The organism is Bacillus sp. JJ1474 (assembly GCF_036965225.1).
Lineage (GTDB): Bacteria > Bacillota > Bacilli > Bacillales > Cytobacillaceae > Cytobacillus.
On record NZ_JBALPC010000190.1, the window covers coordinates 1 to 25,486 of the forward strand.

26 protein-coding genes and 1 riboswitch are annotated in these 25,486 nt (G+C 38.2%); of the genes, 24 read left to right on the forward strand and 2 right to left on the reverse strand.

Annotated features, from left to right (window positions below):
- A riboswitch (purine riboswitch) is annotated at positions 1-58 on the reverse strand. This riboswitch is flagged as partial in the annotation.
- Between the two features lie 149 nt (positions 59-207).
- The 20 genes from V7164_RS20520 to parC all read left to right on the forward strand — a co-directional run bounded on the left by V7164_RS20520 (position 208) and on the right by parC (position 20,497).
- Positions 208-558, forward strand: a complete 351-nt coding sequence (locus tag V7164_RS20520) for a Na-translocating system protein MpsC family protein (protein ID WP_335346952.1) — start codon at positions 208-210, stop codon at positions 556-558.
- A 258-nt stretch (positions 559-816) separates the two neighbouring features.
- A complete protein-coding gene (locus V7164_RS20525) occupies positions 817-2,145 on the forward strand; it encodes a nucleobase:cation symporter-2 family protein (RefSeq protein ID WP_335355090.1) in 1,329 nt (442 codons plus the stop codon).
- A gap of 46 nt (positions 2,146-2,191) precedes the next feature.
- A complete protein-coding gene (locus tag V7164_RS20530) occupies positions 2,192-3,661 on the forward strand; it encodes a dihydroorotase (RefSeq protein ID WP_335355091.1) in 1,470 nt (489 codons plus the stop codon).
- A gap of 95 nt (positions 3,662-3,756) precedes the next feature.
- Entirely contained in the window at positions 3,757-4,347 is a 591-nt protein-coding gene (locus V7164_RS20535) for a cysteine hydrolase family protein (RefSeq protein ID WP_335355092.1), read from the forward strand.
- 37 nt (positions 4,348-4,384) lie between these two features.
- On the forward strand, positions 4,385-4,930 hold the full coding sequence (locus tag V7164_RS20540) for a UbiX family flavin prenyltransferase (protein WP_335346956.1): 546 nt from the start codon (positions 4,385-4,387) through the stop codon (positions 4,928-4,930).
- Complete coding sequence (locus V7164_RS20545; RefSeq protein ID WP_335355093.1) at positions 4,927-6,264, forward strand: UbiD family decarboxylase; 1,338 nt, start codon at positions 4,927-4,929, stop codon at positions 6,262-6,264. Before V7164_RS20540 ends, V7164_RS20545 begins: the two co-directional genes overlap by 4 nt.
- Before the next feature lie 107 nt (positions 6,265-6,371).
- The gene (locus V7164_RS20550) at positions 6,372-6,635 is read left to right on the forward strand and encodes a BMC domain-containing protein (RefSeq protein WP_335346958.1); all 264 of its coding nucleotides are present in this window, start codon (positions 6,372-6,374) and stop codon (positions 6,633-6,635) included.
- Positions 6,636-6,648: 13 nt separating this feature from the next.
- Complete coding sequence (locus V7164_RS20555; protein ID WP_335355094.1) at positions 6,649-7,635, forward strand: hypothetical protein; 987 nt, start codon at positions 6,649-6,651, stop codon at positions 7,633-7,635.
- 25 nt (positions 7,636-7,660) lie between these two features.
- A complete protein-coding gene (locus tag V7164_RS20560; protein ID WP_335346960.1) occupies positions 7,661-8,116 on the forward strand; it encodes a BMC domain-containing protein in 456 nt (151 codons plus the stop codon).
- Positions 8,117-8,139: 23 nt separating this feature from the next.
- Positions 8,140-8,424 (forward strand): BMC domain-containing protein, encoded by a 285-nt coding sequence (locus tag V7164_RS20565; protein WP_066288284.1) that lies wholly within the window; start codon positions 8,140-8,142, stop codon positions 8,422-8,424.
- A 26-nt stretch (positions 8,425-8,450) separates the two neighbouring features.
- Positions 8,451-9,161, forward strand: coding sequence for a hypothetical protein (locus V7164_RS20570; RefSeq protein ID WP_335346961.1), 711 nt, complete (start codon positions 8,451-8,453; stop codon positions 9,159-9,161).
- Between the two features lie 13 nt (positions 9,162-9,174).
- Entirely contained in the window at positions 9,175-9,453 is a 279-nt protein-coding gene (locus tag V7164_RS20575; RefSeq protein ID WP_335346962.1) for a EutN/CcmL family microcompartment protein, read from the forward strand.
- Between the two features lie 3 nt (positions 9,454-9,456).
- The gene (gene ade / locus V7164_RS20580) at positions 9,457-11,265 is read left to right on the forward strand and encodes an adenine deaminase (protein ID WP_335355095.1); all 1,809 of its coding nucleotides are present in this window, start codon (positions 9,457-9,459) and stop codon (positions 11,263-11,265) included.
- An 87-nt stretch (positions 11,266-11,352) separates the two neighbouring features.
- Positions 11,353-12,036, forward strand: coding sequence for a cyclase family protein (locus V7164_RS20585; RefSeq protein ID WP_335346964.1), 684 nt, complete (start codon positions 11,353-11,355; stop codon positions 12,034-12,036).
- 15 nt (positions 12,037-12,051) lie between these two features.
- Positions 12,052-12,675, forward strand: coding sequence for an urea carboxylase-associated family protein (locus tag V7164_RS20590; protein WP_335346965.1), 624 nt, complete (start codon positions 12,052-12,054; stop codon positions 12,673-12,675).
- Positions 12,675-13,844, forward strand: a complete 1,170-nt coding sequence (locus tag V7164_RS20595) for a M20 family metallopeptidase (RefSeq protein WP_335355096.1) — start codon at positions 12,675-12,677, stop codon at positions 13,842-13,844. The genes V7164_RS20590 and V7164_RS20595 overlap by 1 nt, the downstream gene beginning before the upstream one ends.
- A complete protein-coding gene (locus V7164_RS20600; protein ID WP_335346967.1) occupies positions 13,841-15,178 on the forward strand; it encodes a 5'-deoxyadenosine deaminase in 1,338 nt (445 codons plus the stop codon). Before V7164_RS20595 ends, V7164_RS20600 begins: the two co-directional genes overlap by 4 nt.
- Positions 15,179-15,305: 127 nt before the next feature.
- Positions 15,306-15,719, forward strand: coding sequence for a CoA-binding protein (locus V7164_RS20605; protein ID WP_335346968.1), 414 nt, complete (start codon positions 15,306-15,308; stop codon positions 15,717-15,719).
- A 354-nt stretch (positions 15,720-16,073) separates the two neighbouring features.
- Positions 16,074-18,050 (forward strand): DNA topoisomerase IV subunit B, encoded by a 1,977-nt coding sequence (gene parE, locus V7164_RS20610; RefSeq protein WP_335355097.1) that lies wholly within the window; start codon positions 16,074-16,076, stop codon positions 18,048-18,050.
- Entirely contained in the window at positions 18,050-20,497 is a 2,448-nt protein-coding gene (gene parC / locus V7164_RS20615) for a DNA topoisomerase IV subunit A (RefSeq protein WP_335355098.1), read from the forward strand. The genes parE and parC overlap by 1 nt, the downstream gene beginning before the upstream one ends.
- A 57-nt stretch (positions 20,498-20,554) precedes the next feature.
- On the opposite strand, the gene V7164_RS20620 is transcribed toward parC, so the two are convergent.
- Positions 20,555-20,791: a hypothetical protein gene (locus V7164_RS20620; protein WP_335355099.1), complete on the reverse strand. Its 237-nt coding sequence runs from the start codon at positions 20,789-20,791 to the stop codon at positions 20,555-20,557.
- A 17-nt stretch (positions 20,792-20,808) separates the two neighbouring features.
- Complete coding sequence (locus V7164_RS20625; RefSeq protein WP_335346341.1) at positions 20,809-21,048, reverse strand: hypothetical protein; 240 nt, start codon at positions 21,046-21,048, stop codon at positions 20,809-20,811.
- 145 nt (positions 21,049-21,193) lie between these two features.
- Here V7164_RS20625 and V7164_RS20630 point away from each other — a divergent pair, with 145 nt between their 5' ends.
- The 4 genes from V7164_RS20630 (at position 21,194) to V7164_RS20645 (ending at position 24,174) form a co-directional block, all read left to right on the forward strand.
- The gene (locus tag V7164_RS20630) at positions 21,194-21,619 is read left to right on the forward strand and encodes an Hsp20/alpha crystallin family protein (protein WP_335346340.1); all 426 of its coding nucleotides are present in this window, start codon (positions 21,194-21,196) and stop codon (positions 21,617-21,619) included.
- Positions 21,620-21,970: 351 nt separating this feature from the next.
- Positions 21,971-22,603 (forward strand): hypothetical protein, encoded by a 633-nt coding sequence (locus V7164_RS20635; protein WP_335346339.1) that lies wholly within the window; start codon positions 21,971-21,973, stop codon positions 22,601-22,603.
- A gap of 499 nt (positions 22,604-23,102) precedes the next feature.
- Complete coding sequence (locus V7164_RS20640) at positions 23,103-23,873, forward strand: hypothetical protein (protein ID WP_335355100.1); 771 nt, start codon at positions 23,103-23,105, stop codon at positions 23,871-23,873.
- 91 nt (positions 23,874-23,964) lie between these two features.
- Positions 23,965-24,174, forward strand: coding sequence for a staygreen family protein (locus V7164_RS20645; RefSeq protein ID WP_335355101.1), 210 nt, complete (start codon positions 23,965-23,967; stop codon positions 24,172-24,174).
- Positions 24,175-25,486: the final 1,312 nt, after the last annotated feature.

A 25,486-nucleotide genomic window follows, 5' to 3' on the forward strand; every position in this document is an offset into this window, starting at 1 on the left:
TAGTAGAAACCCTCAAACCGATTTTTGAGGTTATACGAAAATAATAATATTAGATATATTTGACCAAAAATGTTAAAATTTTAAAAAAGTTTAAGTTGATTTGTAGTGTAATAGCCATGTCAATATTTTGTCAAGTGTAAATTTTCAGATAATACTATTGACAATAAAACTTGCTTTGTTTAATATAGTGAGTAACGGGAGGCAATTATGTCTATTATTTCTATACATACCCATCAATCTTTAAAAAAGGATATTGCTCATCTTTATAACCGAGTCAACCAAGAAATTCACGGTGTCGGAGTAAAGAAACAGCGAATAGAAATATTTGATGACATGGTAATCATTTTTGCTCAGCATAAACGGGTCCAGTCGCTTCAAATGCTTAGTAAAAATTTCCAACATTTGACTATTTCGGTTGATTCAGCATTAAGTGTTGAATTCAAATCGTTATTTAAAGATCAGATTGAAGAGATGCTGCCTTTTAAAGTGAAGACCATTTTAAAAGATTACGATCCTGTTACGGAAGAATCATGTACAATCATTTATTTTAAAGAATAATAAGCTATCAATTTTGTTTGGGAGAGCTGTGCAAGCCGCAACTACTCTTAACCATTTTGAAAGCGGTTCCTTTAGCTTTTGTTTAACGGAAGTTATATGAAACCGCAGTAGTAGATCATCATCTTATGGAAGATGTTTTCTATTACTGCGGTTTTTTATATACAAATTTCTATTTTTGGAGGTGATTTATTAGGAAAATAGCGAAATGCATCCCGAGTTTATACAGAAGATACATTTTGTAAATATGGGGGGCTGACCTTGGAAAAGCTAAATCCTGTTAAAATTGGAACTTTAGGATTTCAGCATGTATTGGCAATGTATGCAGGTGCTGTCATTGTACCTTTAATTGTAGGACCTGCAATTGGATTGAATGCTCAACAACTTGCATATTTAATCTCGATTGATCTATTTACATGTGGGATAGCAACATTATTACAGGTCATAGGCGGAAAGCATTTCGGTATAAAATTACCTGTCATTTTGGGCTGTACATTTACAGCGGTAGGGCCGATGATAGCCATTGGACAATTACAAGGAATAACCGCGATTTATGGCGCCATCATTGTCTCCGGAATTATCGTCATGATATTATCGCAGTTTATGAGTAAAATTATGCGTTTTTTCCCTCCTGTTGTCACTGGTTCAGTTGTTGCTATTATTGGGGTTTCCTTAATTCCAGTCGCAATGAATAATGCTGCTGGTGGGCTGGGCTCTCCCGATTTTGGCAGCTCCAAAAATTTATTCTTAGCCATACTTACACTGATTCTAATTATCTTAATGAATCGTTTCTTCAAAGGATATATGAAAGCAATTTCTGTCCTGCTATCGCTAATTGCAGGAACAATAGTCGCATATTTTATGGGAATGGTTAGCTTCGTGGAGGTTGCTAATGCTTCCTGGTTTCATATTGTTCAGCCTTTCTATTTCGGTCTGCCTACTTTTAATGCCTCAGCTATTTTGACAATGACCTTAGTCGCCATTGTAAGTATGATAGAGTCCACTGGTGTATTTCTAGCATTAGGGGATGTTTGTGAACGAAAACTAGAATCCAAGGATATTAAAAAGGGATTAAGAGCAGAAGGGCTTGCAGTTGTAATTGGAGGAATATTTAATGCTTTTCCTTATACATCATTCTCTCAAAATGTTGGCCTTGTAGCTCTAACTAAAGTAAAAACTAGAAACGTTGTAATCTCTGCTGGGGTCATACTAATGATTTTAGGACTTTTGCCTAAGATCGCAGCTCTAACTACCGTCATCCCTATGGCTGTCCTGGGCGGTGCCATGATTCCAATGTTTGGTATGGTGATTTCATCAGGGATTAGAATGCTTTCAGCTGTAGATTTTACTAAAAACGAAAACCTCTTAATTATTGCTTGTTCCGTTGGAATTGGATTAGGATCTGCGGTAGTTCCTGCTATCTTTGGCAGTCTTCCAACAGGTGCCCGTTTACTCGTTGAAAATGGAATAGTAATAGGAAGCTTGACAGCCATTTTACTAAATGTGGTCTTTAATTATAAGGATTTAAATATATCTAAAGATGGGCAAATGAATCAGTTAAAAACTGAACACTCAATGGATGTCCTTTAATAATCTGCATAAAGCAGAAATAAAAATAGCAGAAGGGGTATAAACTATGGATTTAATTCTGAAAAATGCGAATATTCCACAAGGAGATCGCCAAGTCTTAACGAATATACTAGTAAATGATGGAAAAATTATTGGGTATTCCAATGACATTAGCTTCTTAAATGCTACACAGGTTATTGATGTTGAAGGCAAGCTAGTTGTTCCTGGTTGTATTGACCCGCATACACATTTTATGGATCCAGGCTTTACCCATAGAGAAACTTTTGCAACTGGAAGCCGTTCAGCAGCAGCTGGCGGATTGACAACGATCATTGATATGCCATGCTGCAGCAAGCCTTCTGTTCGGGATGGGGATAGTTTCCAAAAGAAAATAGGTCCGATTCGTGACCAAGCATATATAGATTATTGCTTTTGGGGAGGAATGACGGGAGAAGATGCCCGTGAAGGCTGGATCGATAATATTTATCCGCAAATTGATGAAGGGGTTGTCGCTTTTAAAGTGTATATGACACCTTCCGTACCAACTTTCCCAAAGGTTTCAGATGCTGAAATGCTTGAAATCTTTAAAAATGTGGCAAAAACAGGTTTGCCAATAGGTGTGCATGCTGAAAACTATGATATTTGCACTTTTAACTCTAAGAAGCTAGAAAAAGAGGGGCGTTTGGATGGTCCAGCATGGGCAGAGGCCAGGTCCAGTCTAGCTGAAAAGGTCGCAATCGAATTAATTCTAAGCTTTGCCGAAGCAACAGATGCCCGTGTCCATGTTGTGCACATGAGTACAAAAGAGGGAGTGGAGCTAGTGAGGGCCGCTAAGAAACGGGGGATTAAAGTTACTTCTGAAACTTGCCCTCATTACCTCGTACTAAACGCACAGGATTCAATGTCAGAACGTGGTTCATATGCAAAAATTGCTCCTCCATTGCGCGGTAAGGAAGACAATGAATCTCACTGGAAGGCACTTGCCGATGGAACAATCGATTTCGTTGGAACTGACCACGCTCCATATGAAATAGCAACAGAAAAAGAATATCCAGGAGCGACGATTTGGAATACTTTCCCTGGTATTCCAGGAGTAGAAACAATGGTCCCTATCCTAGTAAGTGAAGGACTAAATAAAGGCCGTCTATCACTATCACGTTTTGTAGAGGTTACGAGCAGGAATGCTGCCATTCATTATGGCATTTATCCGAAAAAGGGATCAATGGAAATTGGCAGTGATGCTGACTTCACTATAATCGACCTTGAAAAGGAATATGTCATTGATGAACAAAAAACCGAATCAATGGCGAAGTATAATCCATTACATGGCTTGAAATTAAAAGGAAAGCCAGTACAGACAATAATCCGCGGAAACGTTGTTTTCGATGAAGATAACGGTGGAATTGTCGGAGAAGCAGGCTATGGAGAGTACGTGCCTCGTCAAAGTATTCAGAGACTGGAAAGAACATTAAAATATGAAAAATATGAAGCCGTAAAAGTAGAAACAAAGGAAGCTGAAGCTGTAACACAAAATTGATGTTTTAGTTTTCAATCATGTAGATTCGAATAGTTTCATATATTGATATAACAAAAAGAAAAATGAAATCAGTTTTCTGAAAGGATGAAAGATAAGTGGAACTTAAAGGAAAGAAACATTGTATTGTGGTAATTGATATGCTCAATGATTTTATTGGTGAAAATGCAGCTCTTCGCTGTGAAAGTGGTGAAAAAATTGTCCCTAAAATTAGGGAGCTAATCGATTTTGCTCACGATTTAGATATTCAGGTAGTACACGTACAAGAGGCTCATCGAAAAAATGACAGGGATTTCCGTGTAAGACCTGTTCATGCTGTAAAAGGCACATGGGGATCAGAGTTCATACCTGAGCTGCAGCCGGAAGAGGATAAGGGTGACTATGTCGTTCAGAAGAGAAGACATAGTGCATTCAGCTATACCGATTTTGATCTGTTCCTTAGGGAGGAGGAAATAGATACAGTCGTTTTAACAGGCGTATGGACAAATGTTTGTGTTCGCAGCACCGCATCTGATGCTCTATATCATGGATATAATGTAATCTGTATTTCCGATGGAACAGCGTCTCAAGATGATGATATGCATGTTTCCGGATTAAGAGATATTGATATTTTCGGAGATATCATGACAACAGAAGAATATAAAGAAGCAGCGAAAAATAAATTCTCCCTAGACGAAAAGGTTGTTTAATATTAACACTCATACAGACCGAAAAAGAAGAATTTTAGTGGGTATTACTGGGGCTAGCGGATCATTGTATGGATATACTTTGATCCGCGCTCTTCATCAATTAGGAATAGAAACGCACTTAATTGTTACGGAAATGGGAGAGAAAGTAATGCAGTTTGAGTGCGGGGTTAAGATGGAGGAGCTTAAAGAATATGCCACTGTCCATAGTAATAAAAATTTGTTTGCATCGATAGCAAGCGGATCCTATTTGACAGACGGGATGGTTATAGTCCCTTGTTCCATGAATACACTTGGGGCCATTGCGAATGGTGTCGGCGATACATTGCTAAGCAGAGCGGCAGGTGTAGTTTTAAAAGAAAAACGAAATTTTATTATCGTTCCAAGGGAAGCCCCATTTAATCTAATACACTTACGGAATATGACACTGCTTGCTGAGACAGGTGCATGTATCATGCCAGCCTCCCCAGGATTCTACCATAAGCCAACAGAAATATGGGAGCTGGCAAACTTCATGGTAGCCCGAATTTTAGACATGCTTAATATTGATCATCGACTGCTGGAAAGGTGGGGGGAAAATTCATGATACCTGTAACAATGAGAGCATTATTAGATGACTGGGAGAATAGAGGCCTCCTATATCGAATTAAACGAGAAGTAGATCCCCGCTATGAATTAGGTGCTGTTGTAAATACGAAAAATGGAAAGCAGCCATTCCTCTTTGAAAAAGTCAAAGGGTATCAATCAGCAATGGCAGCAGGATTAGGCGGAGATCGTGAGCTAGTTGCTGATAGCATGGGAATACATGCTTCGGAACTGATCCCTAAAATCATTAACTCCATTGTTAATCCAATCCCTACAACTTTAAAGGAAACTGGACCTGTACAGGAAAATTTAGTAACAGGCGATTTCGATTTAGCTGACCTGTTTCCAATACCGACCTTTCACGAAGGGGATTCAGGTGCCTATTATGTATCAGGGATACTTGTTGTAAAGGATGTAACAGGAAAGAAAAGGTATACATCTATAAGGAGAATGCAGTATCTAGGCGGAAATCGAACAAATATTTTAATTACTTCGCCAGAGTTATTGGAACAGTATTCATATTATGAAAAACTGGGTGAGCCAATGGAAGTGGCCGTTATGTTTGGGGTAGTGCCAGCTGTCGTTTTGAGTTCCCAGATTAGCACACACCTATATCATACGGATAAATTAGACGTTGCGGGGGCTTTACTTGGACAATCCTTAGATGTTGTTCGCTGTAAGACAGTGGATATAGATGTTCTAGCAGAAGCGGAAATTGTTTTTGAGGGCCGAATGTTACCGAATGAACGTGAGATGGAAGGGCCATTTGGAGAATTGGCCGGTTATTATGGGTTTAGATCCCCTCAGCCAATCGTGGAAATATCTGCTGTAACCTATCGGAATCAAGCCATAAACCAGACCATTTTCCCTTCAAGCTATGAAGAAAGACTGCCAATGGCTCTAGTTCGGGAGGCGACCTTATTAAGTACTGTTAGGCAAGTCGTGCCGAATATTAAAGGTGTACATATTCCGATGGGAGGTGTTGCTCGCTACCATGCTGTCATTCAAATCGAGAAAAAGTCTGAAGGGGATGGAAAGCAAGCCGCACTTGCTGCATTTGCTAGTGATAAAGATTTAAAGCATGTCGTTGTCGTAAACGATGATGTTGATATTTTCGATTCAGACGATGTTGAATGGGCGATTGCAACTAGGGTTCAGGCCTCTAATGATGTATTTATTGTACCTGGAGCTAAAGGTTCTCCACTCGAATCCTCCCATAACCTAAGAGGTGTTTCCGATAAAATGGGAATAGACGCCACATATCCTTTAGGAGAGGAAGAAATGTTTAAAAGAACATCCATTCCAATTGAAGTCAATCTTGAAGATTATTTATAGAGGAACTAGAAAAATCAAATGAAACTGTTAAAGTTTTCTACCTGAATGAAAAAAATATAAGTTCATTTAACTAGTTCATCATATTGACCTTGGAAAGGGGGATGGAAATGAAGGCAATTGGGATGATTGAAACAAGGGGATTAACAGCTGCTATAGAAGCACTTGATTCCATGGCCAAAGCAGCCAATGTTAGTTTAGTAGATTTAAAACGAGTCGGTTCTGGTTTAGTGACTGTAATTGTAGAAGGAGATGTTGCAGCTGTAACTGCCGCTGTTGAAGTGGGGAAAACGGCTAATTCTAAGACCGGAGGAGAGTTAGTATCCTTTAATGTCATTCCTCGACCGCATGCAGAGCTTGCTAAGATTCTCTAGGAGGTGATTACGCTTGTCAGAATTCATGAAAAATATTGTTCAGGAAGTATTAAAGCCAGCTAATAAGCCGAGAGAGAATCCTCTTTTTAACGGGGGGAATTCAAGGTTTGTTTATTCGAAATCCACTGTCAATGACAACAAACAAGAAGCTTCAAAACAATCGATAGCGGGAATAAATCGTCCAAACTATCAGCAAAAAAATATCCAAAAAAGATTAGCTGGAGTGCCTGCTAATACTAATAAAGATCTAATCAATCATTCATCCAAAAATGAACAAAGAAATGTTCATACTAAAACGGGGAGTAGTGATTCCATTACAGGTTCCATATCTAAACTGCAAAAAATCTCTCTTGTACAAGGTAACCAACCATTAAATAAGCCTCAAAAAGGTTCATATGTAAATAACCATTTTAATGAAGAAAGTAAGTTTATCGGCCAAACGAGAAATGGAATAAAAGCTTGGGTCTATTCTGGTCTATCTGAAAAACTGATGGAATCATTTCAGAGGCCGCTAAAGTCACATTCCGTTGGGGTCATTTCAAGTGAACAATCGTCAATCGGCCAGTTATTTCTAGTGAATGAGATTTTACGAGAGTATTCGGCCATGAAATATAGTTTGTTATGGGAAAAAGAAAAAAGCAGTGGCTTTATTCTTGAATTGTATGAAGAAGATACCGCCAAACTAATCGAGGCCGTAAAAACATTATTTCAAAAACTTTCTCACCATTCTTATAAGCCTTTACAGCTTTTTAAAGTTCATTCTCCTAGTCCATGGTTAACAAAACAGCTTAATTTGAATGCTCATGTAGATGGGGTCGCTGTACTTGATGGAATAAATCATTATTCATCCATTCTTATATTAGATCGTTTATTGAAAAAATCACCAAATATAAATTTCAACTATACCGTAGAGAAAGGGTATTTACTTCTTTATGGTCCATTCATAACGATTTCAGAAGTCTCTGCCGAATTACTTAAGGAAGCTGAGAGGTTTAAATAACTTTATATGACTGGAGGCTATGTAATTGCAAGCACTAGGATTAATAGAAACAGTGGGCTATTTAACAGCTGTTTCTGCTGCAGACGCTGCAGTTAAAGCCGCGGATGTAGAAATTGTAGGCATCGAAAAAGTAATTGGCGTAAATGGGTATCTGGGTGTTACGGTCCATTTCAGCGGGGATGTCGCCGCAGTTAAATCTGCTGTGGATGCTGGTAAGGAAGCTGCAGATCGTATTGGAAAGGTAATTTCCTTTCATGTGATTCCAAGGGCTCACAACGAAGTAGCAAGTAAACTATTACCTCATTTTAAACTTGAAGAGAAGAGCTTAATTAAGAAGGAAGGCTCTGAGGAGAATACGGAGAGAGCTGAAGCGAAGGGAAAAAATATAAAAGGCTCAATGAAAAAGGGAACCACTAAAAAAGCGGAAAATGATATAACGGAAAACAGTCAATCAGAGGAAGACAATAACAAATCAAATTAATCATTATGAGGAGGAAATAAATCATGGGTGAAGCATTAGGATTAGTAGAAACAAAGGGTTTAGTTGGTGCAGTAGAGGCTGCTGATGCAATGGTTAAGGCAGCAAATGTAGAAATTTGCGGCTATGAAAAGGTTGGCTTTGGACTTGTAACTGTCATGGTAAGAGGAGATGTAGGGGCTGTTAAAGCAGCGACAGATGCGGGAGCTGAAGCGGCAAGCCGTGTTGGAGAATTGGTATCTGTCCATGTTATCCCTAGACCTCACAGCGAAGTGGAAAGAGCCCTATTATCTAAAACGATTGGTGAATAAATATGAGCTCAAATAAGCAGAGTGTAATGATGAAACACACTCTGCGCGAGCTGTCTAACCGAAACAGCTACAGTAAGAGCCTACAGAAAAGACCATATGTCCTGGCTCTAATTACCTCTCATTTGATTGGAATGGAACCAGGACTTTTATATTTAAAAGACCTAACTAGTAAACAATGCATGCTTCGAATCTCAGTGGAAGATTCGATTTACTCACATGACGAAAGAAATGACCTTGCGAGAATAATTGGCAATGATGATTGGATTTGTCATCAGCATTTATCAGAAAAAAATAAGATTGATATAGTCTTTCTCCCAATCCTGTCATTTTCGCTAGTATCAGATATTCTTTCCTTCAATGAACAAAGACCTTTTGTCCGTCTGATTCTTCATAGTTTAATGACTGGTAAGAAAGTCATCGCATTAAAAATAGGGATAGACGCTAATCATCAGCTATGGCGGGTGAAGGGTATGGATAAAGGATCTCAAGCGTTTAAAAGAAAACTGAAGGAACAGATGATTCAGTTAAAAGGGTTAGGGATAGACCTTATCAATGAAGATGATAATTTTGATGCTTTTCTTAATCATTCACTAAATAAATCAATTGTTACCGCAGAAACAATACGATATTTGCATCAACAAAATCAACATACATTGAGTATGTCAAGTCAGACTATCATTACTCCCCTTGCCAAGGATATGGCAAGAGAGTTGAATATTGCAATAATTACAGAATAAGGGGACGATCTTTATGCACATGGGAATAGTGGTTGGCCGGGTAACTGCTACGAGAAAAGATGAAAATCTAGTAGGGACGAAGCTATTAATTACACAGCCGATTGGATTAGATGGACAGGTACTGCCAAACCCCATTATTACCGTTGATACTGTTGGAGCCGGCATAGGTGAAAGAGTGATCTATGTGACAGGAAGCATGGCTTCACGAGCGATCAGGAATAAAGAGGCACCCATTGATGCTGCAATTATTGGAATAATTGATAGTTTGGAAGGAACGATGATAGGGGGTTAAACGGTGGACGCTCTTAAAATAAAAGAGGCTATTCAATATCGAAAATTAATTGATGTATTATTGCATCCACATCAATATGCGGACATAGTCCTTAGAGGCGGGTATTTTATTAATGTAATCACCCGTGAAATATATGAAGCAGATGTTGCCATTAAAGGACAATATATTTTGATGGTTGGAGATGCAAAGGATCTGATTGGTCCGAAAACAACGATAGAAGATGTTAAGGGGAAATTTATTAGCCCGGGCTTTATTGATTCTCATATGCACTTTGAAAGTGCCATGCTGACATGTACGGAATTTTCAAAGCTGTCCATACCGACAGGGACGACAACATTAATTGGCGACCCGCATGAGATTGGTAATGTTCTCGGTGTTCATGGAATGAAAGCGATGATTGAAGAAGCGAAAACCCTTCCAAATCGCATCTTATTCACTGTTCCCTGTGCCGTACCTGATGCTCCTGGACTAGAAACTTCAGGGTATGACGTTTCAGCTAAGGATATGAAGGACTTATTAAATGATCCATATGTTCAAGGAATTGGCGAAATTCAAAGCTTTAGTAATATCCAACCAGTTTATCAACATGCCCCTGAATTAATAGATGATCTAGTGGCAGCGGTCTCCTATGCAAACAGTATTGGTAAAACTGTCGAGGGAAATGCTCCTGGATTATTTGGGAAAGAACTGGCAGCACATATTATAAGCGGAGGCACACATGTTTCTTGTCATGAAACGACTACGAAGGAAGAAATGGTTGAAAAGTTGCGTTATGGAGTAAGTGTGTTTATGAGGGAAGGATCCTCCCAACGAAATATGGCAGAGTGTATCCGTGCCATTACAGAGGATGGATTGGATTCGAGACGAGCGATTTTAGTATCAGATGATATGGTTCCTGCAGATCTCCTGAAATATGGACATATGAATGATATTGTCCGCAGAACGATCGCGGAAGGAATTGATCCTGTCGAAGCCATCCAAATGGCAACCATTAATCCGGCTACTCACTTCGGGTTTAAGGATGTAGGAGTGATCGCACCTGGTAAAAGGGCAGATATTGCCGTTATTAGTGATTTAATGAATATGACGATCGATCAAGTATATCTCAGTGGTAAAAAAGCTGCTGAAAAAGGCGAACTAACTATCGACATAGCCCCGTATATTTATCCTGAAAGTGTTAAGAAATCGATTAAAAGAAAAGCAGTTACAAAAGATGAACTCACTATTAATGCTACAGGATCCCGTGCAAGGGTAAGAGCTATTGAAGCCATCCCTTTCCAAAATTTAACGGGCGAGGGCGAGTATACTCTGAATGTAAAGGATGGAATTGTCCAGCCTTGTCTGAAGCAGGATGTATTGCCATTACTTGTTGTTGAACGTCACGGAAGAACAGGAAAAGTAGGGAAAACATTCTTGCATGGCTTTGATTTAAAGAGCGGAGCCATTGCAGAAAGTGTTGCCCATGATACTCATAATATTATTGTGACAGGGACGAATTATGAGGATATGGTAACCGCAGTCAATCGTGTCATTGCAATGGGAGGTGGAATTGCCATGATCAAGGAAAGTAAAGTGGTTGGAGATCTTCCGCTCCGTGTAGGTGGTCTTATGACAGATGAATTAACCGGTAAGGAAATGAGTGATAAGGTTGATGAGCTTTCCAGACTTGCAAAGGAAGAGCTTGGTTGCGGAATGGAGGTTCCATTCATGCACTTATCCTTCTGGTCACTAGTCACAAGTCCGAAGTGGAAAATTACTGATATGGGATTGATTGATGTAGACAAGTTTGAGGTTATTCCTACGATTATTTAAAAATACATCAAGAAAAGTCGTCGCAGGAACAATCGCCCTTTGATTGTTCCGAAGGCGCTTACGCTTTTTGAATTGGAGGGAAAAATTATGGGAGTCAGATTAGTAGACTTAACTCAGGAAATCTATCATGGGATGCCAGTCTTCCCTCTTCATCCATCTACGATGATTTTTACTAATATTACACATGAAGAATCGGAAAAAAAGATAGGGTTTCCATTTGCAACAAACAATTTAATCATTAATGAACATGGGCCAACCCATAGTGATGCTACATACGAGTATGATCCAAATGGGAAATACATTGATGAAATGCCATTAGAATATTTCTATGGTCCAGCCGTTTGCCTTGATGTCTCACATGTTCCGACAAATCGTTATATTACGAGTCAGGATCTTGAGAGTGCCCTAAATAAATCGGGTCAGTTTATCGAGAAGGGGGATATCGTTCTTCTCTATACTGGCCATTATAACAGGTCGTATGGCACAGATGCATGGTTAACTACTTATACAGGTCTTGATTACCAAGCAGCTAAGTGGCTAGCAGAGAAAGGCGTTGTCAATATCGGCATCGATTCTCCGGCAATCGATCATCCAGATGATCCCAAGTATTCCGGTCACCTAATTTGCAGGGAGTATGGCATGACCAATACGGAAAACCTTTGTAATTTGGACCAAATAGCCGGTATGAGATTTTTATACTTCGGGCTTCCGCTCAGGATTCGGAAAGGAACTGGCTCCCCAATCCGGGCAGTTGCTGTTTTTATTGAATAAACGGAGGGTGATTTTATGAGAGAAATCTTTAATAGGGACAGAATTCGTGAAGAAATAGTCATTCCTCCCTACGAAGGCAGAAGCGCTTTTTTAAGAAAAGGCGAAGAGCTTATTATCATTGATCTGGATGGGAAGCAGGTTGGGGATTTTGTTTGTTTTAATCATGCAGATCCTCAAGAATATGTATCCCCCGTTCATATGAGAGCATCATTAAGCAGTATTCGGTTAAAAAAAGGCGATTTATTATACAGCAATAGACGCCGACCTCTTATGCAGCTAGTAGAAGATACTGTCGGTGTCCACGATATATTTTTTCCAGCCTGCGATTATTATCGGTATAAAATGGATTTTGATCACGATGATCATCCAAATTGCTATGACAATTTAGAAACAGCTTTAAAGAAGTTTAATATTCATCCAGCTATTGTTCCAGATCCTATTAATCTATTTATGAATAATGTGCTGGACGATCAAGGCGATTATGTGATTGAAGAGCCACTTTCAAAGCCAGGAGATTATGTGAGGCTCAAGGCCTTGGAGGACGTGGTCATCGCCTGTACAACATGTTCGCAAGATATGGCACCTGTAAACGGATGGAAGGTTACATCTCTAAAAATGCAAATAGTGGAGGCAGAATAATGGATGATATTCAATTCCTTCAGGAGCTTCTGCGGATCAATAGTTCAAATCCTCCAGGTAATGAGCATGAGGTAACTGAGGCTTTTATTGAACGATGTAAGATGAAGGGCATCCCCTTTAAAATGACTTATCTTGAGAAAAATAGGAGCAATTTTGAGGTGACACTCAAGGGCAGTGGTGATAAGCATTTATTTCTGTGCGGCCATATGGATACGGTTTCCCCTGGAGAGGCTGAATGGCAGTATGCCCCTTTTTCAGGGGACATTGTAGAAGAAAGGATTTATGGCAGAGGGGCTTCAGATATGAAAAGCGGCTTGGCCGCCATGTATTTAGCATTAGAATCTTTAATTTTGGAAAAAAAGACACCTCCAGCCACTATTACATTTTTGGCAACAGCTGGTGAAGAAGTCGATAGCTGCGGAGCTAGGGCGTTTTTAGAAGGAAATGACGATCGAGTCATTGATGCACTAGTAATCGGTGAACCGACAAATGAAAAGGTTGTGGTTGGACATAAGGGAGCACTTTGGTTAGAAATTAGCACATATGGAAAAACCGCTCACGGGTCTATGCCAGATCAAGGAATCAATGCTGTTGATCATATGATGCAAATAATAAATGTGTTAGATTCACTAAAAGTTGAGTGGAAACTAGAAAAGGAACCTCTTGGAAGCAGTAGCCTTGCGGTTACAATGATCAATGGGGGGATTCAAACGAATGTCATTCCGGATCGATGTTCAATTCGGGTGGATATACGTACAGTTCCTCCACAATCACATGACCATTTAATAGAACAGCTAAATCAAAAACTTAATAAACTTGTTGAAAATAACGAGCTCCATCAGTTCAAGATAACGAAAGTGTTAGACCGTCCACCTATTCTTACCGCTGTTTCATCAGATATTATTCACTGTGCATTAGAAATAAAAAATGAAGAGGACTCAAATTGCTTTGGTGTTTCTTATTATACAGATGCAGCTGTATTAAATCCAAGAAGCGAAATCCCTACATTAATCTATGGACCAGGTGATGAGAAGCTTGCCCATCAGCCAAATGAATGGGTAAGTATTGCTGCCTATAAAAGATCGATCGATTTTTATAAATCATTAATTTTGAACTTTGACGAAAAGAAAGCCGATATGACAAGCCAGTTACAAGGAGGTGTAAAATGAGCAGCATTCTCATTAGGAACGCAGAAATCGTTACGATGAATGAGAAGGAAGAAATTATTACAGGAGATATTTATATTGTAGATGACAAAATTGTTGAAATCGGACAAAATCTCCGCCATTATGCAAGTAAAATTATTGATGCTTCAGGACGCACGGTGATACCGGGATTTATACAAACTCATATACATTTATGCCAAACATTATTTAGAGGGCAGGCTGATGACCTTGAATTAATGGATTGGTTAAAGCAAAAAATTTGGCCTCTGGAAGCATCTCATGATGAGGAATCCATTTATTACTCAGCGATGCTTGGCATTGGGGAACTATTACAAAGTGGAACAACAACAGTTGTAGATATGGAAACTGTTCATCATACAGATTTTGCTTTTAAAGCAATTGCGGAAAGCGGAATTCGCGCCCTAGCAGGGAAGGTCATGATGGATAAGGGAGATGAAGTTCCAGTTCTCTTAAGGGAAAATACGCAAGAATCCATTCAGCAAAGTGTCGATCTGCTTGAAAAATGGCATAATCATGATGGCGGCAGAATCCAATATGCCTTCTGCCCTCGTTTTGTTGTTTCATGTACGGAGGAATTATTAACAACAGTAAGGGATCTTTCAAAGCATTACAATGTCAGAGTCCACACACATGCCTCTGAAAATTCCACTGAAATTTTGTTAGTAGAAAAAGAACATGGAATGAGAAATGTTGTCTACCTTGATAGCATTGGGTTAGCGAATGAGCGTTTAATTCTGGCACATTGTGTGTGGCTGGATGAAGAAGAGAAAAGAATTATTAGAGAGCGCGGAGTTAAGGTCAGCCACTGTCCAGGATCTAATCTTAAGCTCGCTTCAGGAATTGCTGAAATTCCGTCATTACTTAACTCACATGCACATGTAAGTCTAGGTGCTGACGGAGCACCTTGTAACAATAATCTGGATATGTTCAATGAAATGAGACTCGCTGCTATTATTCAAAAACCTATCCATGGACCAACAGCCATGAATGCAAGAACTGTATTTAGAATGGCTACAATCGGGGGAGCAAAAGCAGTTGGAATGGAAAATGAAATTGGCAGTATTGAAACAGGGAAGAAGGCTGATCTCGCTATTTTGAACTTAAATGATTTCCACACATATCCATCCTCAGAAATTGATCCAATTTCCAGAATTGTTTATTCAGCCACAAGAGCGGATGTTGAAACAACGATTGTGAACGGAAAAGTACTAATGGAAAATAGACAGATGATTACGATTGATAAGGCAGTTATATTGAGAGAATCAGATATATCCATAAAGCGATTAGTGAAAAAGTTGGAAACAGTATTGTACTAAAGGTGTTTCGATTTTAAATAACATGTACCCTCCCTTCAGCCAAGAAGAGTCCATTATTAGTAAAATAACCTACTTTTCGGTATGATATAGATAAGCAAGTAAAGCTATTAGTAGGAGGGTACATATTATGTCTGTTGAAATTCCAAGCAGGGAAGAGCTCGGTGTTATTCTCAAAAAGTCAAAAAAAATTGCGGTAGTTGGTTTAAGCGGTAATCCTGAGAGAACATCCTATATGGTGTCGAAGGCTATGCAGGATGCAGGATATGAAATTATTCCTGTTAATCCAACAGTTGATGAAGTGCTCGGTGTAAAGTCTGTCAAAAGCTTAAAGGATATTGATGGTCATGTTGACATTGTCAATGTTTTTCGCCGTTCAGAGCATCTGCTTGAGGTAGCTAAAGAGTTTGCTGAAATAAATGCTGATGTATTTTGGTCACAGCTCGGATGCATAGATGAGAATGCCTATAATTTCTTAAAGGAAAAGGGCTACACAGTTGTTATGGATCGCTGTATTAAGGTAGAACATGCATTAACAAAATAATGCAAAAGACATGAGATCTTTATAGGTCTCATTTTTTATTTTTTGAAAAAGCAGCTATCGAAACAGCCATAAATCAGCTAAATTAAAAATCTTATTTGCCAAATTTGAATAAATAGATACAATAAAGCATAGACGCTGAATAAAATATGGTAAAATATATATAAGGAACACTCGTTCTTATCCGCTTTTTCTATCATATAAAGGATAATTATTTTTTAGACGAATACGCTAAATGAATGTATAATCAATTTTGTTTCAATGATTACGCTCATTTCTTTATATAGATACAAAAGCAAAGTATTGATCATTTTTTTATTAGCAATTCTTTTTTGCAGTAATGAAAGGGGTATGTTTGTGGCAAGAAATCAGGAAGCTTTTGACTATAATGATGATGCCATACAAGTACTCGAAGGGCTTGAGGCAGTTAGAAAGCGCCCGGGTATGTACATTGGGAGTACAGATGCGAGAGGGCTACACCATCTAGTATATGAAATTGTCGATAACGCTGTCGATGAAGCATTGGCAGGTTACGGTGAACAAATCATTGTCAAAATACATAAAGACAACTCAATAAGTGTTATTGATAAAGGGCGCGGGATGCCTACTGGAATGCATCGTATGGGCAAACCAACTCCTGAAGTGATATTAACCGTCTTGCATGCTGGAGGTAAATTCGGCCAGGGCGGGTATAAAACAAGCGGAGGACTCCATGGTGTTGGTGCCTCTGTAGTGAATGCTCTTTCTGAATGGCTTGTCGTCACCATTAAAAGAGATGGGATTGTTTATGAACAACGCTTTGAAAACGGCGGCAAACCGGTAACAACTCTTGAAAAAATAGGAAAAACAAATCAAACAGGAACAACCATCCACTTTAAGCCAGATGAATCCATTTTTTCAATAACTACGTATAATTATGAAACATTATGTGAGCGGCTGCGTGAATCGGCATTCCTATTAAAAGGAATGAAAATAGAAATTATCGATGAAAGGCATAGTCTTCAGGAAGTCTTTCATTATGAAAATGGGATTGAAGCTTTTGTTGAATATTTAAATGAAGAAAAGGATGTTTTGCATTCAGTCGTTAGCTTTGAGGGTGAGCAAAATGGAATAGAAGTAGATTTTGCTTTCCAATTTAACGATGGCTACTCGGAAAATGTTCTTTCCTTTGTTAACAATGTTCGGACTAAAGATGGCGGGACACACGAGGCTGGCTCTAAAACAGCGATGACGCGTATATTTAATGAATATGCTAGAAAGGTTAATCTTCTAAAGGAAAAAGATAAAAATTTAGATGGAGCCGATATTCGTGAAGGGTTTACTGCAATTATTTCTGTACGTGTTCCAGAGGATTTGCTCCAGTTTGAGGGACAAACGAAGGGAAAGCTTGGTACAAGTGAAGCACGATCGGCAGTTGATGCGGTAGTATCCGAGCATTTATCTTATTTTCTTGAAGAGAATCCGAACATAAGTTCTCTTTTGATAAAAAAGGCAATTAAAGCTTATCAGGCGAGAGAAGCGGCCCGAAAAGCACGTGAGGATGCAAGGAGCGGCAAAAAAAGAAAACGCTCGGATGCGGTCCTTTCTGGAAAACTAACACCTGCCCAATCAAGAAATCCTCAAAAAAATGAAATCTATTTAGTGGAAGGAGATTCAGCTGGCGGCTCAGCTAAACAAGGCCGTGACCGTCGTTTTCAAGCGGTTCTTCCATTGCGAGGGAAAGTTATTAATACTGAAAAAGCAAAGCTTCAGGACATTTTTAAGAATGAGGAAATTAATACGATCATACATGCTGTTGGTGCTGGAGTTGGAGCGGATTTTAACATTGAAGATGTAAACTACGATAAGGTCATTATTATGACCGATGCGGATACAGACGGTGCTCATATTCAAGTTCTTCTCCTAACCTTTTTCTATCGATATATGAAGCCGCTGCTGGATGCCGGTAAAATTTATATTGCACTACCCCCTTTATATAAAGTCAGCAAAGGTACAGGCAAGAAAGAAATTATTGAGTATGCCTGGGCCGAAGATGATTTGCAGGACGCCATAAAAAAAGTTGGGAAAGGCTATATGCTCCAGCGTTATAAAGGTTTAGGCGAAATGAATGCGGATCAGTTATGGGATACGACTATGAATCCAGAAACACGCACCTTAATCCGGGTTAGAATAGATGATGCAGCCAGAGCGGAACGCCGCATAACAACGTTAATGGGTGATAAGGTTGAACCACGAAGAAAGTGGATTGAAACAAATGTAGCATTTGGTTTAGAAGAGGATGCAAGTATACTAGAAAATGAAAATATATCAGTCTTAGAGGAGGAGATTGAATAATGGCTACACAAGAGAAATTCCGCGATCTCCCTCTAGAAGACGTTATTGGTGATCGTTTTGGCCGCTATAGTAAATACATTATTCAGGAAAGGGCCTTACCTGATGCAAGAGACGGCCTAAAGCCTGTTCAACGAAGAATTTTATATGCCATGCATGTGGAAGGAAATACACATGAAAAAGGCTTTAGAAAATCTGCAAAAACAGTTGGAAATGTAATTGGTAACTACCATCCTCATGGTGATACATCGGTTTATGATGCAATGGTTCGATTGAGTCAAGATTGGAAGCTACGAAACTTGCTTGTCGAAATGCACGGGAATAACGGAAGTATTGATGGGGATCCTCCTGCAGCTATGCGTTATACGGAGGCGAGACTTTCAGCTATTTCTTCAGAATTGCTAAAGGATATTGAAAAAAGAACGGTCGATTTTGTTCCGAACTTCGATGATACTTCGAATGAACCAACCGTTTTGCCAGCTATGTTCCCAAGTCTCTTAGTAAATGGCTCTACTGGTATTTCTGCTGGATATGCGACAGAAATTCCTCCTCATCACTTAAATGAAGTGATAGATGGTGTCATTCATCGATTGGACAACCCAAATTGCTCAATAGATGACCTTATGAAATATATAAAAGGGCCTGATTTCCCAACAGGCGGGATTATTCAAGGTGTTGAGGGAATAAAGAAGGCCTATGAAACTGGAAAAGGAAAAATCATTGTCCGAGGGAAAGCTGAATTTGAAGAAATTCGCGGCGGGAAGAAACAAATTGTCATTACGGAAATACCGTTTGATGTCAATAAAGCAAATCTTGTCAAGAAAATCGATGAGTTTAGGCTAGATCGAAAAATCGAAGGGATTGCCGAGGTTCGAGATGAGACAGACCGAACGGGGTTACGTATAGTTGTAGAATTGAAAAAAGACGCTGATCCTGAAGGTGTCCTTCATTACTTATACAAAAACAGTGATTTACAAGTACCCTATAATTTTAATATGGTCGCCATTTATAACAGACATCCGAAGCTAATGGGACTTAGAGAGTTATTAGATGCATATATCGAGCATCGAAAAGAGGTCGTCACAAGAAGAACAGCATTTGATCTGGAAAAAGCCCAAGCCAGGCAGCATATTGTTGAAGGCTTAATAAAGGCTTTATCTATTCTTGATGAAGTGATTGCCGCCATTAGAGCATCGAAGGATAAAAGAGATGCAAAAGATAATTTAATTGCCAAGTTTGCATTTACTGAGCCTCAGGCAGAAGCAATCGTGTCATTGCAGCTTTACCGTTTAACGAATACGGATATTACAGCACTCCAAGCTGAGGCAGAAGAATTATCAAAAAGAGTTGCCGAGCTAACATCTATTCTAGAGAGCGAGAAAAAGCTGTATTCTGTCATTCAAAAAGAATTAAAAGACGTGAGAAAACGTTTTGCTGATAATCGCCGCACAGTGATAGAGGCTGAAATTGAAGAAATCAAAATCAATTTGGAAGTTCTGATCGCAAGTGAGGATGTTATTGTAACAGTTACAAAGGAAGGCTATGTGAAGAGGACAAGTCCTCGTTCCTTTGCAGCCTCCAATGGACAGGATTTCGGCATGAAGGATTCAGATCGTCTGCTAGCACAGCTAGATATGAATACGACAGATGTTCTGTTATTATTCACAAACAAAGGGAATTACTTATATTGCCCTGTCCATCAGCTCCCTGATATCCGCTGGAAGGATCTTGGGCAGCATGTTGCTAATATCATTCCAATTGACGGTGACGAATCAATTGTAAAGGCTCTTCCTGTGAAGGATTTCGATACAGAAACCTATTTACTTTTTGTCACAAAATATGGAATGGTGAAGAAAACAGAGCTTAAGCTGTACAAGGCACAGCGTTATTCTAAACCTTTGGTCGCCATTAATTTAAAAGATGATGATGAAGTGATTGATGTCCATGAAACAGATAGCTCTAAAGATCTGTTTATCTCTACATACAATGGCTATGCATTATGGTTCCCTGAGGAGGAAATCAGTATCGTTGGTACAAGGGCAGCAGGAGTAAAAGGGATTAATTTAAAAGACGATGACTATGTAACGGGCGGACAGATAGTTGAGAATTCACTTGAACAGTCAGTTGTCATTGTTACCCAGCGTGGTGCTATTAAGAAGATGAAATTTGCTGAGTTTGAACGAACTTCACGTGCAAAACGAGGTTTTGTCATGTTAAGGGAGTTAAAAGCAAACCCACATCGAATTATTGGCTCACTCGTTATAAAGGAAAATGATTCAATCATTATTGAAAGTGAAAAAGGTGTTATTGAATCCGTGGCGGCCTCAAGTATTCGCTTTAATGATCGCTACTCAAATGGCTCCTTCATTATGGATGAAGGGGAAAGCGGACAAGTAATGGATGTTTGGAAACAAGAGGCTTCACAAGGAACTAATAGGACTGAGAAATAAGCAAAAATCCCTGCTTAATTGTATAGCGGGGATTTTTTAGTAAATTTCTTTAAAGCATTAAATCGCACTCACCTTTACGGAATTTGTATCATTTAGATCTGAATCATTCAACAAGACCATTGGAAAATTCGTCACACACAAATCACCATTTTCCTCACCAAATCCGTAATTCTGTTTATTTGATAGAGAGGAGTAAATATGCTGATTGGGTCCTAAGCTTGATGACGCTCCACGGTCCATTGCATTTACTTTAAAAACAAACAAGTTCACGAATACAGGTCCAAAAATCCCCATTTTACCGCCTCCTGTTTTTACGGTATCAAATTTTTTTCAAATGATGATGGGCTATCGATAAGATCGCGATCATCCACACTGCTTTGTGTTCCTAAAAAGCAGCTATCATCCCCAAAGTTTTGTCCGTAACCCATCGTTTTCTTATCGGCATTATTCCAGTCGGCCAGCAAATTTTGTCCAATATTTACTGCAGAGCAGTTTTCAAAGGAATTAATTTTCAATAGAAAAATGTTAATGTTAATAGATGCACCTGCCAATGGAGTTCACCTCCTTATCGAACTATATTCAGAATGAGTAATTTTATGATTTTTAGAAAGGAGGAAACGAGCATGGATTTTGAAAAATTAAAGCAGTCGCTGGAAATAGCCCCGGAAATATCAATCAGGTGATTTTTGGAACGGGATGCTTGATCAATCCTCCTTTAAACAATTTATGAAAGAAAATATGGATATGGGGCCAACCACCGGAATTAGTCCGAATGAAGCGGCAAACTCATTAGGGCGGCGTCCGTCTAATGCGAAATTTCCTTCTGTTGATATTTATATGACTGATCTTGAAGTGATTGTTCTAGCCGATTTAGCTGGATTTAAAAAAGAAGATCTCCAAGTATCTGTTTCTGGAAATAAACTGTTATTAAAAGGTACATCTTCCTTAATCGTTAGTGGCCAAGCCATTATTCAAGAAAGAAATCAAAGGCCATTTGAGCGAATTATTGACTTGCCAGAACCGACAGATTCCAATCAGATTAAAGCAAAATTCCAAAACGGGCTGCTAATTCTTACCTATAAAAGGCTATACATACAAGAAGAAAGAGTACCGATCGAATAAGCTATCCTTTTTTCTCTGATTGTGTATCAATGAAGTCGGAAACCTCGATGCTCCACTGTGGATTTTGAAAAAAACCTCGGTCTCCATTATGTTCACAAAACCTTCCACACGATGATTTTTTACATGATTACCAACTTGCATCGTGGAGCTTACCTAGATTCTTGCATACCGATCAACACTATTAATTTTTATACCTTGAATGTTGATGTTTGTTCGGTTCATCAAATTACTTCCCTTCTTTGAAAATAAATATCAATAAAAATGTGAGGATAATCATATGCCTATAAAAGGATTATTCAACAAAAATCAAAATAATGAAAACATTAATAAGAAAATAGCTGAACTCGAAAAATGTATTTAAAGCTTAATGCCCTTGAGCTTCGTGTGAACAGGCTGGCAAAGCTAGAAGAAAAAATATATTCGCTTCTTAAGTGGAAGGATGAAGTTTCAAAAGATCAGCAGTCGAATCGTTTTTCAAGACAAAATTATTCAGATTTATCGAAGGAATTACAATCAGTTGAAGCTTCGTTAATTAAGAAAATAGATCCCTTTTTCGAAAAGGTTCGTTATTTGTCAACTTATATATATGAACTCGAGCAAAAAATACTCACGGTATCTGTTGTTGAATCCTCAGATGCAATTGCTTTAGACGAGCAGCAAAAACTTGCTTCTCTTATATCGTATATCCATGATTTAGAGCACAAAATCTCCTTGCAAAATGAAAGAGAAATGGCAATGCTTACAAGAATAGATGCTCTTGAAGAAAAGTTTGCAGGTTTTCAGAGTAATAAGAAGAATGATGAACAAGCGGTTGTAATTAAAGAAATTCGCATCGATAAATTTTATTTAGATAAATATGAGCAAAATAATAATTTTGCCCAGCTAGGGATTAAAGATTTAAGTGGAGCGCTGAATATTGGGGCAACCTATGGACGAGACGTGATGCCGAAAGAGGTATCTGAACAGCTGAAAGAAGATTTATAAGACTTAACAAAAATAAAAGAGGATAAGGAAAGTCCCAAAAGTGAACAATCTGTAGGGGAATCATCTGAGGAAACAGAATCTACATCTGATGAACCGATTTCTTTTACAGAAATTTCAATTGAGGAAGAGGATTAAAATTTGATTAAGTACTGTCTGGATGAAAAAATGTGTTTACTTCTGAGGCTTGATCAATTAAATACGGATAGCAATGCACACGAGATTTCTCCTATGGAGTATCGTGTGCATTTTTGTTGTTGATTGATTTTTAATTTGATTTTTTAAACACAGATATCCTTCCTCAAGGGAAAGAGGGACCAAGATTCAGAAAAATATCGGCGAAAATGTCTTTAATCAAAGCTATGAAGGATAAAATTCAGCAAGACATCCGGAAAATGTTCAGAACAGAACGATGATTGTGAGGAAAATTACCAAAAAATTTTACATGAATTTCCTAATAATGGGCAAAATTATTATGATAGAAGTATAGGGGGGAAGATACATGAAAAAGGAATTAGTGTTTGCCCTGGCTGCATTCTTTTTTTTATCGTTGTCAGTAATGACAGGTACATATGCTGGTGAAAATAAGATGAAAATGATTACCGTATCCAAGGAGAAGGCAGAACTAACGGGTGATGGTAAAAAGGATACCATTATCATTAAGGGACTGCCATACGATGAGGACACCGAGTTTTTAAAAGAAATATATTTGAAAATCACTACATCAAATGGAAAAACATTGACTGCAGAATTTGATGGCGGTTTTAACCCAAGAGCTACGTATGTTGACTTAAATCATGACGGTCTAAAAGATATATTCGTAACCATTGATACTGTAGGCAGCGGCGGGATAACAAATCACTATTTATTTACGGCAAAAAATTCTGCATTAACAGATTTAACGGTGCCAGAACCGCTCGTCGTTAACAGTCAATTTTTAGATGGATATAAAGCATCCTTAGCGATTCAAGAAACTGGTGAATCCTATACATTTGATTTAAGCAATCGGGCTGAAGATTATGAAAAAACTGGTCTTTATCAAAATGGGAAACTAAGTGAGCCAACAGAGCTAATGATAGATTCGTTTTCTACATTGAAACCGGTGAAGGTTGACAGTATTCAATATGGATTAAAGGGAATTCAGGCTGTCAGCGGCGCCTATCATGCAGACAGAATCGCTATAATTGAGTCCTTATGGCTTTATAAGGATGGAAAATGGTTCTTAAAGAATACAAGAGTCATGGAGACCAATCTTCAAAAGAAGAAAAAGTGAAAATTAGGCAGTTGCCACGTTTTCTGGAAATGGACATGAAATAAGATAAGTGGATTTCCTATTTGTTGTAAAGGAGGGCGCTTATCTTAAATTGGATGTATCTCAGCTTAGTGTTACGTATTTGCCGCCTGCAACGGAAATTAGACCTGTAGATGGCAGAAAGTATACACTGATGCAATCTCTATCTACAGGTGAATGGTTTTTAAATATTGGCTACAGCTACCATGCTAATCATGAAAACATAAAATTTCGTCTCTGGAACTCTTCGCCAATATTTGAATGTAGCCATGCAGCCGATTGAAACATAAGTTTATTTTATTACTCTTTATCTTCTATACAGGGAACTTTCCTGTATTTTTTTCTGTTTATTGGTGCAATAAGCATAAAATTCTTTAATAATCACACGATAAAAGGGAAAGGAGTGACTTAACTATGAAAAATAAAGATGAAGAATCATTAAAAATGAGTTATGAATCTGATGGAAAAATGAAGAAAAAATAAAAATCGGCAAGGTAAAAGAAATGAAAATGCTGACTTTTTTAATAGCACACAAAATAGTGAATGAATTAGGTCAAGCAGACACTCTAAATCAGTGTGTCTGTTTTTTTTGATAAAAACATAAGAGGACAAATAACATTATTATGTAAACTAATTTCAGTAAAATGAAGTCAGCAAAGTACCTGAAATAAATTTAATTAATGACTGGAACAATTACCAAGAACCAAAACAAAAGCACACACAGGAGTGGCTATTTTAAGATATATCATAGATTCTGATCAATTATCGGTATAATCATATCTAGGGCAAAACCTCCTTCAGTAATAATCTCATTTAAATTATAGTTCTCATTAATATTTTATTTTCAAAGCTATAAAAATTTTTTCACAGAAATAGCAATATGCCTCTGAAACTCCTTCGATAACTGTATCCTTTGAACAATGTGGACATTCCCATCCCATATACCATTTGTTTTTTTAGGTGTTTCTGTTTTCAATTGATTTTTACATTGCTTTCACCTACTGCTCATGCTGATGAAGATAATCCCTTATTAATTGTAATTTTTCATTGTCCTCATCCAAGTAATAATTGAAATTTTGAAATGTAATGTGACGGGGACAATTGTCAGTTTTTGTTGCGACATGTGAAAAAGCATCCCCTTAATTGGATTCGTTCATCCTACGAGAAAGCGCTGCACGTTTAAATACGTTGTTTGATTGAGGGCTTACAGTGGAAATTTCATAATGACCATTTATTATCAAGGCTTTGTTGCCCGACATACAGAAAATAATAAATTCTGTAAAGGAGGGCCTGTCTATATTTATTCACAAAAGGTAGAAGAATTAATAAAAAGGCAGGGAATTACAATTGATATTGGAAAAGAGCCACCTCGGAGTCCTAAGTTGAAAATTGACTAAATTATCAAGTTATCTATATTTGTTGTTACGCTAACAGGGGCGTGTGCGGCTGAGCCTAGGTCGTATTGTTCAAATAAGAAAAAAATTTTTTAAGGGATATTTAGCTATTAAATAGAATTCAAAAATCTTAAAATATCTTGATAAAAGGGCTTTTACTATGAGGTTAAGGTGAAGGCAAAAGGTGTCATACAATAAAGT